Consider the following 15,739-nt stretch of genomic DNA (forward strand, 5'->3'; position numbering starts at 1 on the left):
CCTATGGCCATCAGAAAACGAAAGGAGAGTGCCGACCTTACCGTTAACCCGGGATCGGACGTTATCCTCAACATCACCATCGGCAATGCCCAGATCGGCGCCAGCGTGGTACGTTTTGACAAAGACACGGACGCCCTGGCAAAGGGTGAGATCCGTAACCTCCGCCTGGGCGCAGCGGCAGACCTGAAAGGCAAAACACTGAAGGTGACCACCAATGTGCTGGACACCAACAGCCTCACCAACGGAATTGTCGTTACCTACGCCTTCAGCACCTGTACACCTTCTGTTATCCTTTACCAGGATGAAGTAAAAACAGACGGAGATATTATGTCTTTTTTGCTGGACTTTAATTTTAAGTAAACCATGAAAAAGTTATTCTGGTGGGTGTTGCTCCTCGCAATCGCCCGCCCCGGCTATGCCCAGTTCCAGGATTCCCTGAAGATATCCGATATGACCATGCCTTCATCGCCAGGGCTTATACTGGCCGACAAAGCGCCGGCGGCCATCGACAAGCCCACCAACCCTAAAGCCTTTGGGATCAGCCTTATCAACCTGTGGCAGGGCGGGGCGGTAGATGTAACGCCCTATTGGCTCACAAACAAACCGAACCTCACTTTTGAAAAGTACCTGAACAACAATTTCCCGGTACTGCAAACATTCAACATATCGGCAGCCACTTTCAGAACAGATACCACTACCAGTATATCTGCAGGCTTTCGCACACAGGTGTTCCGGTTTTATTACCGCCGTAACCGCGAAGCCATGTTACAAAAGAAAAAGGAAATAGAAGCGCTGCTGGCAGTAGAAGATCCGTCGCAATTGGATACCGTGGCGCTGGCGCAAAAGAACAGGGAGTTACGCGATATGTTTGATGTGCAGCGTAATAAAGGCCTCGTGATCGTGGAACTGGCAGGTGCGCTGGCCGGCAGCGCGCCGGGGAACCGCTTCAAAGACCTGGCCTCCAGCCGCTCCGGCATATGGACCAACATCCGCTGGGCGCCGGGCAAATTCCCGCTCGACTTCATTGCCCTCGGCCGCTATATCTGGAACAATCAGGACGTCTATTCCGGCAGCTTCCCGTACAACAGCCAACTGCTGGACTACGGCCTCTCCGCCAACTATCAGAAAGGCCGCTTCGACCTCTCCGCTGAATATGTGAACCGCCACGATCTGAAAAACGGCCAGCACTACGACCGCCTCGCCTTTGTGACCAACTTCATGATCAGCGACAGCTTCTACGCAGTAGCAGCATTCGGCAAAAATTTCGACCGAATGGATAACATCCTCGCAATACTGGGCATCAAATTTGCGCTGTCTAAAGAAATCGTACGCCTTAATAACGGCCACTAACTAACCCATTATAAATAAGCCCCCGGTGAAATCTTCACCGGGGGCTATCTGTTTATTGTCATGACATAAATCGCTGTTTAAAACCAGGCATTGTTGTACCACCGCATCACAACAGGTTATCGCCAAAGAATTAAGCACAACGCAGCCCAGGGCTTCAGCCCTGGGAACCGGAAATTATGGGTTCGTAGACCACATAGACGCCGTCTTCAGCACCACTCTTCTGTTCATCTTCAGTTGCGCTACAATCAGTTCTGCGAGGTCTTCCGGCTGTAACACCTTCTCCGGATTGCCGTCTGTCAGGTTGAGTTCTTTGGCCATGTCAGTGGCGATGGTGCTCGGTGTGAGCGCGCTCACGCGGATATTGTGTTTTCTCACTTCCAGCATCAATGACTCGGTAAGGCCAAGCAGCCCGAACTTGGAGGCGCTGTAGGCGCTGGTGAGTGGGGCGCCGCGTTGGCCGGCGGTAGAAGATATGTTGATGATATCGCCTGTCTTGCGGGCAATCATATCAGGCAATACCGCACGGGTCACATAATATACGCCCAGCAGGTTCACCCGGATAATATCTTCCCATTGTGCAGGCGTAAGCTCCATGAAACCGCCGAAAGCAGCAATGCCGGCGTTGTTGATCAGAATATCGATGTTGCCCAGTTGTTGCGTGAGACTGGCCACTGCTTTGTCCACTTCTGCCATCACCCCCACGTCAGCAATAGCGTAGGCTGCCTTCACGCCCATACCGGTGAGCGTTGCAACGACTTCCTGTAACGGGCCTTCGCTGCGTCCTATTAAAGCAATGTCTGCCCCTTCCTGTGCCAGCGCTACCGCTACCGCACGTCCTATGCCCTTGCCACCACCGGTGATCAGCACTTTTTTTCCTTGTAATGATTCCATATGAAACTGCTTTTAAGACCACAAAGATAACACCCATGAAGCGAACGGCAGGCAGGGGAACGCGTTAATTTTTGTTTATCTTCGTTTTTCTAAGGCTTTACACGTATGATAACTCTTTCCAACGATCAGCTGACAGTCTCGCTGGCCACCACCGGCGCTGAGCTGCAACATATTATCCGCAAAGACAACGGACTGGAATACCTCTGGAGCGGAGATCCCGCTGTATGGGGCAAAAAAAGCCCGGTGCTGTTCCCTATCGTAGGCGGATTAAAAAACAATACCTACACGTATAACGGTAACAGCTATACGCTGGGAAGGCACGGGTTTGCCCGGGAAAGCGAATTTGAAGTGCTGACGCAATCTACAGAGGAGGTAACTTTCCGGTTGACTGACAACGAGGCCACCCGGGCCGTATATCCGTTCCGGTTCGACTTCCGCGTCCGCTATTCCCTGGTCGGTGATACGCTGAAAGTGACTTACCATGTTCACAATACGGACGGTAAGGAGCTTTTGTTCTCCGTAGGCGGCCACCCTGCATTTAAAGTGCCTCTGGTGGATGGCACAGACTATGAAGACTATTTCCTCACCTTCAATAAGACGGAAACTGCCGGCCGCTATCCACTGTCACCCGGCGGACAAATAGAGCTGCAACCGGTGCCCTTGCTGGACAATACCCAACAGCTGCCGCTGAAAAAATCACTGTTCCTGGAAGATGCCCTCGTCTTTAAATCACTCGCATCAGACGCCATCAGCATCAACAGCGGTAAAACACCGCATGGCCTCACCGTAACATTCGGCGGTTTCCCTTTTATGGGCATCTGGGCAGCGAAGAACGCGGATTTTGTATGCATTGAACCGTGGTGCGGTATTGCAGACAACGTGGCGGCCACCGGTGAACTGGCGGAAAAAGAAGGCATCAACAGATTGGCGCCCGGAGCTTCATTTGAACGTACCTGGACGGCGACCTTTTTCTAAACTATACCATGAACTATAAGATCATCCTGGATGAAGAAGCCCTGAAAGCCTTCATCGACTGGCTTCCTGAATGTAACGAACAGGAACAGTACTACGTGTCCCTGCTGGCCCGCACCAAATACCTGGAAGAAGGCCACGGCTTTAAATCAGATAAACAACAACTGAAACGGTTTACCAGCAAAAAAGAAAACATGCTGGAGAAAATCCGTCAGCTCGAATGCGCTGTAGGCGCCTATACACAGCGGGGAATGCCTATCCCGCAGGAAGCCCTGGCATTGTACATCAGCATCAATCCCCGCGACCTGTGGAAAGCTACCTTTGCTTCACTGGTCACCTTCGCGGAAAATATTCAGGCCAACGCCAGCGCAAAAAATCCTCACCAGGAGGTGATGAGCGCTATTCAGCAATCCTGCAGCAACAAGTATTATATCGATATCGATGTGGATGCGAAAGATCCGGCCATCCTGGAAAAAATAAAGGAATATGTCAATCCTTCCTGCCTGACAGTGGTGGAAACAAGGGGCGGTTATCATGTGTTGGTGGAACTGGCAGCATTGGACCCCGCTTTGCGGAAATCGTGGTATCCCAATATTATGAAACTGCCAAACGTAGATCAGAGCGGCGATAATATCATCCCGGTGCCAGGCTGCACCCAGGGCGGGTTTACACCGAAATTCATTTAGGAATTTTTTGAGTTGCGGATTTTGGGATTGATGACCTGATGAAACGTTTACGTCAACAGACACTAACCCCAAAATCCGTAAATCAAAAAATCAGCAAATCAAAAATTATATCCTGCTTTCAGGCCCCAGAATCCATGGGTGCCATCCTTAAACCAGGCTTCATATTTACCTTCCACATCCAGGCCCAGTAAACGGATGCCGATGCCCGGAGCAAATAATGCACCCATGCCATTGTTGTAATCGCCGGTGAAGTTCACGGTACCACCTTCTGCTTTCACATACAGGATGGATACCAGGTTGTAGCGCAGGCCCAGTCTCACCGGTATTACTTTAGCAGAAGCATAACTGATGTTGTTGTCGCTTTTGCCTTTGAAATACATAAAACCGACAGAACCTACGGCAGTCAGACCCGCCACCAGTTTTACGTCAGCACCCAGCCCTACGCCAAAACCCGGCTTGTGGGAGTTGCTGAAATCACCGGTAGGAAAACCAGCTTCTACATAAGGACCAATACTGAATCGCTTTAACTGTGCCTGCGATTGTTGTGCACAGAGGCATACCGTTAACATGACTGCGATGAACGCCAGGATGTTTCTTTTCATAAGAACAAATTTTCAGAGGAAATGGTGGTAGTATCGTAATAACCCCAAAAATAAGGAAGAATTACGAATTCAGCACTGCTTCCTTCGGAATAGACAGCTGATGCCCATGTCCGTTGCCGTTATACTCCGGTGATACCGGGGGCTCAGCAACTATTTTCGGGGGTATCAGCTTGTATACCACCGGCGTAACAATCCTGGACAACAGGGTGGAACTGATCAGGCCTCCTATCAATACTATGGCCAGCGGCGCAATCATCGGGTTGGTAGAGATGGCGATAGGTATCAGTCCCCCGATAGCGGTCAGCGATGTTAATACGATTGGCAGAAACCTGATTTCGCCGGCTTCCCGTATTGCCTCTTCCAGTGATTTGCCCTGTGCCCGCAGCTGGTTGGTGAAATCCACCAGCAGAATGGTATTCTTCACTTCAATGCCCGCCAGGGCAATCAATCCTACAATGGCAATAAAGGAGAGTGAATTGCCGGTCAGCCACAAGGCCACGGCAGCGCCTACAATGCCCAGCGGAATCACAGACAACACGATCAGTGTACTCTTGAAAGTCTTGAACTCCAATACCAGCACAGCAATGAACAGGAAGATGGTCACAATGATGATACTCATAAAACCACCGAAAGAATTGTTCCTGCTCTCCACTTCACCGCCCATTTCATAGGAATAACCTTTCGGCAGCTGCAGCTGGTCCATCTGCCGGATAACGTCATTGATCACACGGTCTGGCAGGAACCCTTTTTTTACAAAGGCCCCCACGGCCACCAGCCTGTTTTTCTCCTGATGATTGATGCTTAAAGGGGAAGTCTCCAGTTTCACGCTGGCCACCTGCGACAGCGGAATGGCGGTACCGGCCGCATTGTTGACATACAGGTCCCGGAACACGTCCAGCGTAGGCTTGCCGCTTTTTTGTTTGGTGACAAGGATATCGTAATCGGTATCGTTTTCGTCATTATACCTGCCGAGGTTAATACCGGCGATGGCTAAACGTACGGCCCGGTCTATATTTACAGTGGGGATGCCCAGCTGTTGCGCTTTTTCGCGGTCAATGTTTACCCGGATGTCTGATTTCAGGGTGCTGACAGGATTGTTGATATAGATGGTGCCGGGCGTTTTCTCCAGCATCCTTTCCACCCGTGCGGCCAGTGTACGCAGGGTGTCCAGGTTATCGCCAAACAGCCTTACTTCCACGGGGGCGGTAATGGGTGGGCCCTGCTCAAAATTTTTCACTTCCACTTTGGCGCCGGGATAAGGTGTCCATTTTTTCCGGAGTTTTTCGATGAGGGCCAGTTTGTCATCCGGGCTGGTGTTCGGGTCCAGCTGGATGAACAGCTGAGCGTAGTCGCTGTGCTCATTTTCCTGTACTTCGTTGTAATAGATACGGGGATTGCCTTTCCCGATATTGCTGGCCACATAGCGGATGCTCTTTTCCTGCTTCAGCTCTTTCTCCAGTTTCTCTACGATGCTGTTGGTATAGGCAAGATTGGACTGGGGCGGCGTCAGTACGTTGATCAGGAACTGTGGTTTCTCTGAAGCGGGGAACAGGCCAAAGCCTACCGCTTTCATGAGCACCATAGAGCCGCCGAACAATACCAAAGACACGAGAATGGTCAGTACCGGGCGGTGCAGGGCTTTGTCCAGCAGCCTGGCATAACTGCCATGGATCAACTTTTTCAGCAGGCGCATAAAGATGTTGCCTTCCGGGTGGCCGCTATGCGTTTTCAACAAACGGCTGGCGAGGAATGGAATGATCGTCAGTGATACGACCATGGATGCCAGTACGCTGAAAATCACGGCCAGCGGCATGCTGCGGATAAAGCCGCCGCTGCCTTCCGGTAAAAACACCAGCGGCATAAAGGCGATGATCAGCGTAGCGGTGCAACCAATAACGGCCATGCCTATCTGAGAAGTGGCTTTCAGGGTGGCTTCCATGCGGGAGTGCCCTTCCAGCATCCAGCGTTCTATATTTTCAATCACCACAATACTGTCATCTACCAGCAGGCCAAGGGCCACTACCAGGCCTACGATGCTGAGCTGGTTCAGGTTGTAGCCGAAGAGGCGCAGTAGTACAATGCCAATGGAAAGGGACAACGGAATAGAGATCATTACGATGAGGGCGGGCCGCTGACCTAACGGCAACAGGGTAAACGCCACCAGCGCGATCGCGATCAGGAAATCTTTGCCGAGGCCGCTCAACCGGTGGTTTACCGCGTCTGCCTGGTCAAAGTACTGCACCATGTCTATGTTGGCAGGTAATGTCTTTTTAAACTGCTCGATCACCGGTTTGTATTGCAGCTGCGTTTTGCTGATGTTCTCTCCGGCTTTCTGTGCGGCAGACACGCTCACGCTGCGGTGCCCGTTGAGCCGTGCAAAATACTTCTCATCTTCAAAACCATAATACACTTTTGCGATATCTTTCAGGAAGATGTTTTTGCCATTGGCGGCGGTAACAATCGTGTTGTTGATCTCATCGATGTTTTTGTAGTTGCCGCTGGTTTTGATGTTGAAGCTTTTATCGCCCGCATCGATGCTGCCGCCGGGGATATTGGCCATTTCGCCCTGGATGGCGCCCATGACGGTGCTGACGGGGATGTGCAGCTGTGCCATCTTGTCGAGTTCCAGTTCCACGCGTACCTGCTGGTCGGGGAGGCCGTGTATCTTCACATTTTTCAGGCTGGAAACTTTTTCCAGGTCTTCCTGTAATTTTTCGGCATAATACCGCAACTTATCTCTGGAGGCATTTTCTGATATCAGTGCTACCTGGAGCACATTTACATCAGAGGGCTCCAGTTTTTTTACCTCAATGCTGTAGATGTCGGCCGGGAGCGTGGCTTTTTTGTTGTTCACCTCTCTGACCAGCTCCTGGTATTTCTGGTCTACGTTGGATTCGTATTTGTATTCCACGCGCAGTACGGCCACGCCGTCGCTGATAGCGGTACGGAGCCGTTTGATATCAGCGAGGCCGTAGATATCTTTTTCGAGCGGGTCTACTACCAGGTCTTCCATGTCTTTGGGACTGGTGCCGGGATAGATGACCACTACGGTAAACTGTGGCGCCTGCATTTCCGGGTCTTCGGAGCGGGGCATATTGAGGATGGTTGTGATGCCGAGCACAATGATCATCAGGAAGATGACGAGGGTGAACTGGTAGTTCTTGACGGCGTAACCGGATATTTTCATGGCAGTAGTGTTATTGGATGATACGGATACGGGATTCGTCTTTCAGATAGGCGCTGCCGGAGATGATCAGGGACCGGGCCTGTTCCATGCCCTGGCTGATGAGCACCTGGTCTTTTTCCATGCCGGCGATGGTGACGGGGATGCGGTGGGCGGTTTTGTTGTCGTTGGTCACAAACACATAGCCGCTGTTACCGTTGCCATCGAGCAGGGCTGCATAGGGGATGCTCCAGGCAGTGCCGCCGCCGGTGCCGCCCGTGGTGATGTGGCACCTGCCGAACATACCGGTGGCAATGGCGGCGGGCTTGCTGCCGCTGAGTTGTACGTCTATCACGAAGGTGCCGCTGGCGGCGTCAATGCCTTCTGATTTGCGTGTTACGCTGCCGGTAAATGTTTCTCCTGGCAGGGAAGGGGTTTCAACGGTGGCTTTGTCACCGGTGCTGACTTGTGCCCACTCTCTGTCTGTGACACCTATACGAAGCAGCCAGTGAGCGCTGCGGGCGCCGTTGATTTGTAGGACAGCCGTGCCGGCGGAAACAAACTGGCCGGGGTTGGCGAGTTTGCGGAGCACATAGCCATCCTGGGTGGCGCGGATGGCGGAATAGCTTTTGTTGAACTGCGTGGAGCTGAGTTGCTGCCGGGCCATGTCCAGCGCGGTCTTGCTGTTCTGCAGCTGTTCCAGCGTGGCCACGCTGTCATTGTGCAGGTTTAGCGTACGCTGATAGTCACGTTGCGCTTTCTCAAATCCCAGCTGCGCCTGTTGCACCTGTGCATCTATCTCGGTCATGTTCAGCGTAGCCAGCAACTGTCCGCTGCGAACGGCATCACCTTCTTTCACAAGGATAGTATGGATGATGCCATTGGTTTTGAAAGAGAGGTTCACTTCATCGTCGGTGGTGAACTGCCCGGAGGCATGGATGGATACAGCGCTGCCGCGTTTTTCCAGTGGTATCACTTTCACCGGTATCACATCGGTGCTGTCAGTATTACTGGCCGCGGTCTTTTTGTCGCCGCAGGCAAAAAACAGCAGGGAGAGCGGAAGCAGGAGAAAAGTATTTTTCATGAAAGTATTTTTATGGTTGAACGGATTCGATATTGTAAGAGGCTTGTGCACGTTCTACACCGGCGTATGCCGTTTGTACGGCGGCCTGTGATACCGCCATCTGTAGCTGTGCCTGTGTGAGCTGGTTTTGCGCATCTACCAGTTCTATGTAGAGCAGTTGCCCTTCCTTGTATACTTTCAGCTGATCGCGGTAGTAACGCTGTGCGAACGACAACTGGCTTTCTGCGGTGGTCAGGTTACGCAGTGCGGTGCGATAGTTATTGCCGGCCTGGTATAGCTGTAGCTGTAATGCGTCTGTCGTTTGTGCGGTGGCGTTCTCAATGGCCTGTATGTCCAGCGTGGCCTGCTTAATGCGGTATTTGTACTTATGAGAGCCAAACAGGGTCCATTCGAGGTTTACACCGAAGAGATAGTAGCGGGACTTGTCATCAAAACGGAAGGCGGTAGACTGTGACCCGAGATCAAGGAAGGTGCTCAGGCGCGGGATGATATAGGCTTTCTGCAATTTTTCGTTTAGGCGGTACGCGGTAGCGGCGCTTTTGTATTGCTGCAGCTCTTCTCTTCCGCTGATATTATTGCTGCCGGCGAGGGGAGCAGGTGGGTTGGCCAGCAGGCTGCTGTCCAGCGCGATGTCCCCGTTCAGGTCGCGGTTCAGCAGGAAGTTGAAATATGCCCGCGCATTCTGTTGTTCGTTAAGCGCCTTGCTGATAGCCGCATCTGTTTTTTCCTTTTCGGTCTGGGAGCGGTATAGGGCGGTATTGTTACGGACACCGTTACGTACCATGCTTTCATTGATACGGATGCTTTCCTGTATCAGCGAGAGGGCATTGCGGTAAATGGCCACTGCCTGGGATGCCTGATAATACTGGAAGTAGGCGGTTTTGATGTCTTGTACCAGTTGCCTTTTGTATACGTTGACTGCCGCCTGTTGCCGGGTCAGCTCTTCCTTTTTGATTTTCTGGTTGTAGTAGATCTCAGCATTGATCAATGGCAGGCTGGTCCTGAATTTGGCATCATAGAAGTTGTCAGGGTTCAGCAATACGGACACATTGTCTACCTGTGGAAACTGATGACTGTTGGTCAACTGGTTCAGGCTTGAATACACGGGGTTCAGCAGGTCGCCGATAGGCATATCGATAGTACGGCCGCCGCCGGCTTTGGTGTAGTTGCCCATAAACGTTATGTTGGGTCCAAAGAGACTTTTGGCCTCCTGCAGGGCTGCCAGTGATTTGTCGAGCTGAAAACGCTGGTCTTTGAGGCCTTTGTTGTTGCTGAATGCCTGCCGGATATATTCGTCCAGAATACCGGCGGCGTGGTCAGAGTAGGCACTGCTGCTGTCATGGCCGGGCTTTGCCGCCGGGAGAACTGCCGCGCCGCCGGCAGCCGGGTACGACATACCGGGGGCTGCTACCAGTGCGTTTTGAGGAGAAATTCCTTTCCCCGCATATTGGGCCATCACACTCCATCCCGCGACCAGCAATGGTATTAACATTGCTCCTTTTGTGATGATTGTTGACATAATGAACGGTGTTTATTTATCTTGAAAAAAATAAGCCCGGAGGGCCGTTGTTGTCAATGTTTATATACTGAACAGTGTTTAATGCCGGTGTTTTAAAAAGGCCCGTGGGCCTTTTTACCTGCTGCTGTTAGCAGCGTGAGTTCCTTGCAGTTCCGTTTTTTTTGCCGTTATCAGTCCGGATCTTTTTCCTTCTTCATCATCGGGATGTTCTTAGTTGAATTCATCACCTCAGCAACGACAAGCGTTCTTTGCCCACATCGCTTTTCCTGTTCTCAATACTTTATTACGTCCAGGTATTCCCTGATGGAATCATCAATGCTTACGTTCAGCGTTTTATCGGGCAACCTGCATACCTTCAGCCGTGAACGAAGGTCCAGGCTGATCAGGCCGTGCGCAAAAGCCCAGATAGACATTGCAGCGATGGTCGGGTCTTTGAAACGTATTTTTTTCTTTTCGATACATTCCGCTACCAGGTTGTACAATGCGTCATATGCAGGATCGCCGTTCTCCCATTTCTCTTTTTCATGCTCTGCATTCATGGGCGCTTTGATGATAAACATCAAATCATACAACTCCGGGTTCTGCCGGTAAAAACCAACATAGGCCCATGCCAGCTGCTCCAGCCTCTCCAGCGGGTCTGCCGCGGTAAGGTCACGCGCAAAATGCTCTGACAGCGTGCCAAAAGCTTCCTTCTGCACGTCATATAACAGCTCGTCTTTGTCTTTGTAATACAGGTAAATAGTGGCAGGGCTGTATTCTATCCTGTCTGCTATGTTTCGGATAGATACTTTCTCGTAACCCTCTTCCACAAACATCTTGATCGCCGCGTCCACAATGCGCCTGCGCATATCCGCCCGTTCACGCTCTTTTCTTTCTGCAATGCCCATGTGAAAATGTTTACGCTGCAAATATACTGAACGGTGTTTAGTTTCCAAATTAATAGTCAGGAATTTTTTCTGAGTGGCAGTAAGCTATTTTAAATGAGCTTCCTACATATTTTACTTTTGTATGTAGGGAGATAGACAAGCATGCCTCTCTTAGCATTTCCCTGGGTAGGTGCAAGCCATTAACTATGTCAGGTAATGGAACAGCATCTAAAACTTCCGCTGAAACACCAGGTAGATATCATACTGGTTCTGATAATCAGTATTGGTGATCTTCTGATTGATCCACGTACCGAAAAGTCCCACGGTGGTACGGTACCGGATCACCTTCTGATAACCGGTGCCGACGCTGTGTGTCAGCAGGCCCGAAAGCTCAGGGAACCGTATCAACCGGCTACGGTCATCAGGAGAAGTACCAATACCCGCTATCAACGTCACAAAATCCTGGTGGTTGTTCATATAATACCGCGTGGTCAGATTAAAGGCGGTATAAAAGTCGGAAGACTCGCTGATAAAATACGCCCGCAAATTCACCCAGAAATCGCCGAAAGGCCGCGCTACAGAGGTCACCCCGGTGAAACTGTTGGAACTGTCAAGGTTCAGGTAACGTGCTCCCAGCTCTACTTCTATCTGGTTGTGAAAAGTCTTGAAAATAGAATAGGCTGCCCGCACTTTCGGAAACACATCGTAATTGGAATAAGCCAGCAGTCCGTAGGAATACAACGATGGCCGGTGCGTATAGTACAATTCTGCTTCTCCCTGTATCCCGTTGCCGGTCTGCCTTCCGGCATAGTTCACCCGGAAAGCGTAGGACCCTCTTTTGAAATAACGCCGGTATTCTACAGTGGCGATATTGTACTTGTTACTGGAAAAATCATAGGACGAATTCAGATAGTACAAGGCAAACTGATTTTTCAGGGTCTTGCTTTCGAGCATGTACAGGTAATCCCTGTTGGGCGTGCTGGGGTCCAGCTGTACTACGGAATCCATCGCCAGCGCGGCGGCTACATAGTCTTTTTTATTTTCGAGCGTATTGGCCCGTTTCAGCAGAAACGTTTCATGACGGGGATAATAATGCAGCGCCTCTCCGGCATAAGCCAGCGCAATATCATAATCCTGCTGTTCATTGTTGATATTAATGCAATACAATAATGCCAGCGTATCTTTCGGATTGAGCGCCAGTACGCTGTTATAGGCTATGAGTGCGCTGTCATGCCGCTGGCGCTGCTGATAGGCCCTTCCGGCAGCCATCTGGCTGGTCATAAAGGCATTTTTGTACTTAACGGTATAAGGGTATTTGTCCATCAGCTTTTGTGTGATGGCGGAAGAACCGGCATAATCTTTCATGTCATACAACAAGGACGATTTTTTCAATAGCAGGTCACGGTCATCAGGATAAGCCTCCAATGCCTTGTTGGCATACACCAACGCGCGGTTCAGATGACCGGTGGCGCTTTGCAGGTTGATCATATAGTTCAGCGCGTCCTTATTGGTCGGTTCCAGGGCTAGCACCTGTTCCAGCTGTTGTTTGGCCGGATCGTAGTCCTCTGACTGCATCAGCGCCCTGGCATTGGTCATGCGGATGTCCGCCAGGTTGGCTTTGTAACGAGGATCGTCAGGATTGCGCGTGGCCAGATCGGCCATCAGGGTAGCGGCTTCTTCATGCCTGCCGCTGCCTGCCAGCAGACTGGATTTCTTCAGCTTCAGCCGCTCGTTGTCCGGTTCATAGGCTAACGCCTGGCTGAGAATGTCCAAAGCTGCGCTGCTGTCTTTTTGCGACAGGTAGGTATTGGCCAGCAGGTCAAGCACGGCGGTATTATTGGGGCTCAGTTTCCGGGCGGCCTCCAATGCTGTGTGCGCCTGCTCGTACTGCTGATCGGCCAGGTAGTCACGGCCACTGTTCAGCTGCAGCCCCACCAGCCGTTCTTTCAGCTGCGGATTAGGCGACTGCTGGTACAACCTGGTGGCCAGCTCCGCGGCGGCGCTGTATTTTTTGTCTTCTTCCAGCATATCGGTTTTTAACGTCAGCAAACGGTGGTCGTTGGGACTGCTGCGAAGCCCCTGGTTGATCCAGTCCATAGCTTCCTGCCGCGATCCACGAGCCATGCTGTGCCCGATCAGTTTGTCCAGCGCATCACGACTGTGGCTCCGCTCATATACCGACTGGTACAACGAGTAGGGATCGGCGTTAGTATAGTACTGTGCGGCTTCCATGCGCAGCGAACTCTCCATGGAACGGGCCTTGCTGTCGCCGGGATATTTGCGGATGATTTCCTGTAATACAGACAATGCTTCTGTATAGGCGTGCATGTCTTGCAGGATGCCCAGTTTGCGCATCAGCAGATTATAGGAGTTGGGGTTAACAGATAATTCACTGTTGACCTGCTCCAGCGCGCTGGCATACCGGCTGCCCTTCAAATCAGCGGCCAGGCCGCCTTCTTTGGCTTCATCATTCAGCGGGTCTGCTTCCAGCGCTCTGTCAAAACTTTTACGTGCCATATTGGTATTACCGGTCTGTTTATAATAGCGGCCACTGATGAGGTGGTGTTCTATGTAAGCTTTTCGTATAACCGTATCTGTTGGGTATTTGGTAAACATCAATCCGGCGTAGTTATCAGCCTGCATCACTTTATGCTGTGCGTCCAGGATGCTGAGCTTTTTCAGCATCAGTTCCTTGCTGCCAGGGAAATAGGTTAATGCCTGTTCGGTGTAGCGCAATGCTTCATCATATTGCCCGGTGGACAGTTCAATGTTGATGGCATAGCTGTACGCATCGCGGTACCGGGGATTCTTCGTCAGCACCTGTTGGATATATTTGCGCGCGTTGTCATACTGTTTGGTTTGCAGGTACAGTTTTCCCAAAAGCAACTGCTGGTCAATAAAGTCGGGCTGCCTGGACAGCGCCTGCTGCGACAGCTCAATGGCTTTATCGTAATGCTGTTGCCGGGCTTCCCGGACGGCCTGCTTATACAGCTCTTCCGGTGTGGCCTTATGCTGAAAGATCTGTGCGGACAGCTGCAGCGCCGTGCACAGTAACATCATAGACATCAGGGATTTCAAGACAGTCATAATACATCATTTAAATTTTGGAAGGGATGCTGTTGGCTGACCGAAGCCTTGCCGTTGCATATTGCCCCAGGGCGTTTTTTTGCCGGTAAGAAAAAACCAGTACCCGCGCAGGGCAAAAAACATAATAAGCGGATGATAGATAAAGGGCTCCAGATAAGCCATCAGAGCTAAGCCCATTACCTCCCGCCAGCTGCGGTAATAACGGTAAGTCAGTTGGTCCCAGCAGATAGCCAGTGTCGTGATCATCACCGAATACAGATAGGCGAACACCAACAGGATGGTGGCATATACCCAATATACCTGGTGGGTGAAAATCAGGTAGAGATATACGATCAGTCCCACACACTCAATGATGGGGGCCAGAAACTCAAAAAAGAGATTGTAGGGCAATACAAGCATGCCCAGCTTTTTATAACGGGGGTTGAAGATCAGCTGGCTGTGCATGTTCATGATCTCTGAAAGGCCGCGGCCCCAGCGGGTGCGCTGCCGGCCAAAGACAGCCATGTTCGGCGGTCCCTCTGTCCAGCACTGGGTAGTAGGAATATACCGGATGGCATACTGCTGATGGTTGTCCATCATATAGGCCGACATTCGGGTAACGATGTCCATATCTTCTGCAAACGATTTGCTGTCATAACCGCCCGCCTTGATGGCTATTTCCTTGTCAAACAGGCCAAGGCCTCCGGACACATTGGGCACGCTGTTCATCATGCTCCAGCCTACTTTTCCCAGCACATAGGACCGCACATACTCCATTTCCTGGAAGCGGGGCAGCGGGTTTACAGGCGGCCGCACCCGAAGGATCTCGCCTGCTTCTACTTCGCAGGAGTTGGCAATACGCAATGTAGCGCCGGTGGCAATTACCCGTTTACTGTCTTCTTTTACATGCACATGTCCGCACTCGGGACAGGGGTCGCCTACTTCTTTGATCTGTCGCAGCTCTTCTGTCATAAAAGGTTTTACCATGCGTAACAAGGTATCTTTCTCTAAAACAGAATCTACATCGGTACACAGAAAATAATTAAAGGAGGCGGCGTTAATACCGGCGTTGGAGGCATCGGCCTTGCTTTTGCCATTTATTTTATCAATGACCAGCAATTTATCATAGGCAATATTGACCGACTTGAAAAAGCGCCGCACGGCCTGTGTTTTGATTCTCTCGTGATACGCAAATTCAATTTCGGTTAGTTCGTACTCCCGTATCAGTTTCTCCAGCGTGTCGTCTGTACTGCCGTCATTGATAATAATCACTTCAAAGCGTGTATAGTTCAGCGTTAGTAAGGACCGTACGTTGGAGATAATGGTCAGGCCTTCGTTGAAAGCAGGCGCAATCACCGAAATGCCCGGCGCCAGCGGCGATTCCAGCAACTGGTTAAAATCGGTGAAACTGCTGTGTTTCCGGAACAGCTGTATCGACCGGTAGGAGAGCACGGCCAGCACGCCATACATCAATAAAATGAAGGCGCCGTATATAAATACCATTGTGCTGAACAATACTTTGAGCGATTCCATGATCACG

At 51.1% G+C, this 15,739-nt stretch carries 12 protein-coding genes; 4 read left to right on the forward strand and 8 right to left on the reverse strand.

Features of this window, described 5'->3' with window-relative positions; translation table 11 throughout:
* The first annotated feature begins 3 nt into the window (after nucleotides 1-3).
* Both ACTJJS_RS04765 and ACTJJS_RS04770 read left to right on the forward strand, forming a co-directional pair.
* Nucleotides 4-360, forward strand: coding sequence for a hypothetical protein (locus ACTJJS_RS04765; protein WP_188101331.1), 357 nt, complete (start codon nucleotides 4-6; stop codon nucleotides 358-360).
* A 3-nt stretch (nucleotides 361-363) separates the two neighbouring features.
* Complete coding sequence (locus tag ACTJJS_RS04770) at nucleotides 364-1,350, forward strand: hypothetical protein (protein ID WP_440662646.1); 987 nt, start codon at nucleotides 364-366, stop codon at nucleotides 1,348-1,350.
* Between the two features lie 174 nt (nucleotides 1,351-1,524).
* On the opposite strand, the gene ACTJJS_RS04775 is transcribed toward ACTJJS_RS04770, so the two are convergent.
* Entirely contained in the window at nucleotides 1,525-2,241 is a 717-nt protein-coding gene (locus tag ACTJJS_RS04775; protein WP_168869008.1) for a 3-ketoacyl-ACP reductase, read from the reverse strand.
* Between the two features lie 105 nt (nucleotides 2,242-2,346).
* Between ACTJJS_RS04775 and ACTJJS_RS04780 the strand changes: the two genes are divergently transcribed.
* Together ACTJJS_RS04780 and ACTJJS_RS04785 are read left to right on the forward strand one after the other, a co-directional pair.
* Complete coding sequence (locus ACTJJS_RS04780) at nucleotides 2,347-3,216, forward strand: aldose 1-epimerase family protein (protein ID WP_440662647.1); 870 nt, start codon at nucleotides 2,347-2,349, stop codon at nucleotides 3,214-3,216.
* Between the two features lie 8 nt (nucleotides 3,217-3,224).
* A complete protein-coding gene (locus tag ACTJJS_RS04785; RefSeq protein ID WP_440662649.1) occupies nucleotides 3,225-3,899 on the forward strand; it encodes a hypothetical protein in 675 nt (224 codons plus the stop codon).
* A gap of 98 nt (nucleotides 3,900-3,997) precedes the next feature.
* Here ACTJJS_RS04785 and ACTJJS_RS04790 read toward each other — a convergent pair whose 3' ends face one another.
* The 7 genes from ACTJJS_RS04790 to ACTJJS_RS04820 all read right to left on the reverse strand — a co-directional run bounded on the left by ACTJJS_RS04790 (nucleotide 3,998) and on the right by ACTJJS_RS04820 (nucleotide 15,732).
* On the reverse strand, nucleotides 3,998-4,501 hold the full coding sequence (locus ACTJJS_RS04790) for an outer membrane beta-barrel protein (protein ID WP_247654806.1): 504 nt from the start codon (nucleotides 4,499-4,501) through the stop codon (nucleotides 3,998-4,000).
* Nucleotides 4,502-4,562: 61 nt separating this feature from the next.
* On the reverse strand, nucleotides 4,563-7,688 hold the full coding sequence (locus ACTJJS_RS04795) for an efflux RND transporter permease subunit (RefSeq protein ID WP_440662650.1): 3,126 nt from the start codon (nucleotides 7,686-7,688) through the stop codon (nucleotides 4,563-4,565).
* 10 nt (nucleotides 7,689-7,698) lie between these two features.
* Nucleotides 7,699-8,748, reverse strand: a complete 1,050-nt coding sequence (locus ACTJJS_RS04800) for an efflux RND transporter periplasmic adaptor subunit (RefSeq protein WP_440662651.1) — start codon at nucleotides 8,746-8,748, stop codon at nucleotides 7,699-7,701.
* A gap of 10 nt (nucleotides 8,749-8,758) precedes the next feature.
* Entirely contained in the window at nucleotides 8,759-10,267 is a 1,509-nt protein-coding gene (locus ACTJJS_RS04805; protein ID WP_440662652.1) for a TolC family protein, read from the reverse strand.
* 272 nt (nucleotides 10,268-10,539) lie between these two features.
* Nucleotides 10,540-11,154 carry a TetR/AcrR family transcriptional regulator gene (locus ACTJJS_RS04810; RefSeq protein WP_440662654.1) on the reverse strand — a complete coding sequence of 205 codons (615 nt, stop codon included), beginning with the start codon at nucleotides 11,152-11,154 and terminating at the stop codon, nucleotides 10,540-10,542.
* 207 nt (nucleotides 11,155-11,361) lie between these two features.
* Complete coding sequence (locus ACTJJS_RS04815) at nucleotides 11,362-14,220, reverse strand: tetratricopeptide repeat protein (RefSeq protein ID WP_440662655.1); 2,859 nt, start codon at nucleotides 14,218-14,220, stop codon at nucleotides 11,362-11,364.
* Between the two features lie 6 nt (nucleotides 14,221-14,226).
* On the reverse strand, nucleotides 14,227-15,732 hold the full coding sequence (locus ACTJJS_RS04820) for a glycosyltransferase family 2 protein (RefSeq protein ID WP_440662657.1): 1,506 nt from the start codon (nucleotides 15,730-15,732) through the stop codon (nucleotides 14,227-14,229).
* Between the last annotated feature and the right edge of the window lie 7 nt (nucleotides 15,733-15,739).

Origin of the sequence: Chitinophaga sp. 22308, assembly GCF_052045305.1 — a bacterium.
Lineage (GTDB): Bacteria > Bacteroidota > Bacteroidia > Chitinophagales > Chitinophagaceae > Chitinophaga > Chitinophaga varians_A.

Coding starts and splice junctions, on each gene's coding strand:
- ACTJJS_RS04765 (WP_188101331.1), top strand. CDS start 4: ATGGCCATCAGAAAACGAAAGGAGAGTGCCGACCTTACCGTTAACCCG.
- ACTJJS_RS04770 (WP_440662646.1), top strand. CDS start 364: ATGAAAAAGTTATTCTGGTGGGTGTTGCTCCTCGCAATCGCCCGCCCC.
- ACTJJS_RS04775 (WP_168869008.1), bottom strand. CDS start 2,241: ATGGAATCATTACAAGGAAAAAAAGTGCTGATCACCGGTGGTGGCAAG.
- ACTJJS_RS04780 (WP_440662647.1), top strand. CDS start 2,347: ATGATAACTCTTTCCAACGATCAGCTGACAGTCTCGCTGGCCACCACC.
- ACTJJS_RS04785 (WP_440662649.1), top strand. CDS start 3,225: ATGAACTATAAGATCATCCTGGATGAAGAAGCCCTGAAAGCCTTCATC.
- ACTJJS_RS04790 (WP_247654806.1), bottom strand. CDS start 4,501: ATGAAAAGAAACATCCTGGCGTTCATCGCAGTCATGTTAACGGTATGC.
- ACTJJS_RS04795 (WP_440662650.1), bottom strand. CDS start 7,688: ATGAAAATATCCGGTTACGCCGTCAAGAACTACCAGTTCACCCTCGTC.
- ACTJJS_RS04800 (WP_440662651.1), bottom strand. CDS start 8,748: ATGAAAAATACTTTTCTCCTGCTTCCGCTCTCCCTGCTGTTTTTTGCC.
- ACTJJS_RS04805 (WP_440662652.1), bottom strand. CDS start 10,267: ATGTCAACAATCATCACAAAAGGAGCAATGTTAATACCATTGCTGGTC.
- ACTJJS_RS04810 (WP_440662654.1), bottom strand. CDS start 11,154: ATGGGCATTGCAGAAAGAAAAGAGCGTGAACGGGCGGATATGCGCAGG.
- ACTJJS_RS04815 (WP_440662655.1), bottom strand. CDS start 14,220: ATGACTGTCTTGAAATCCCTGATGTCTATGATGTTACTGTGCACGGCG.
- ACTJJS_RS04820 (WP_440662657.1), bottom strand. CDS start 15,732: ATGGAATCGCTCAAAGTATTGTTCAGCACAATGGTATTTATATACGGC.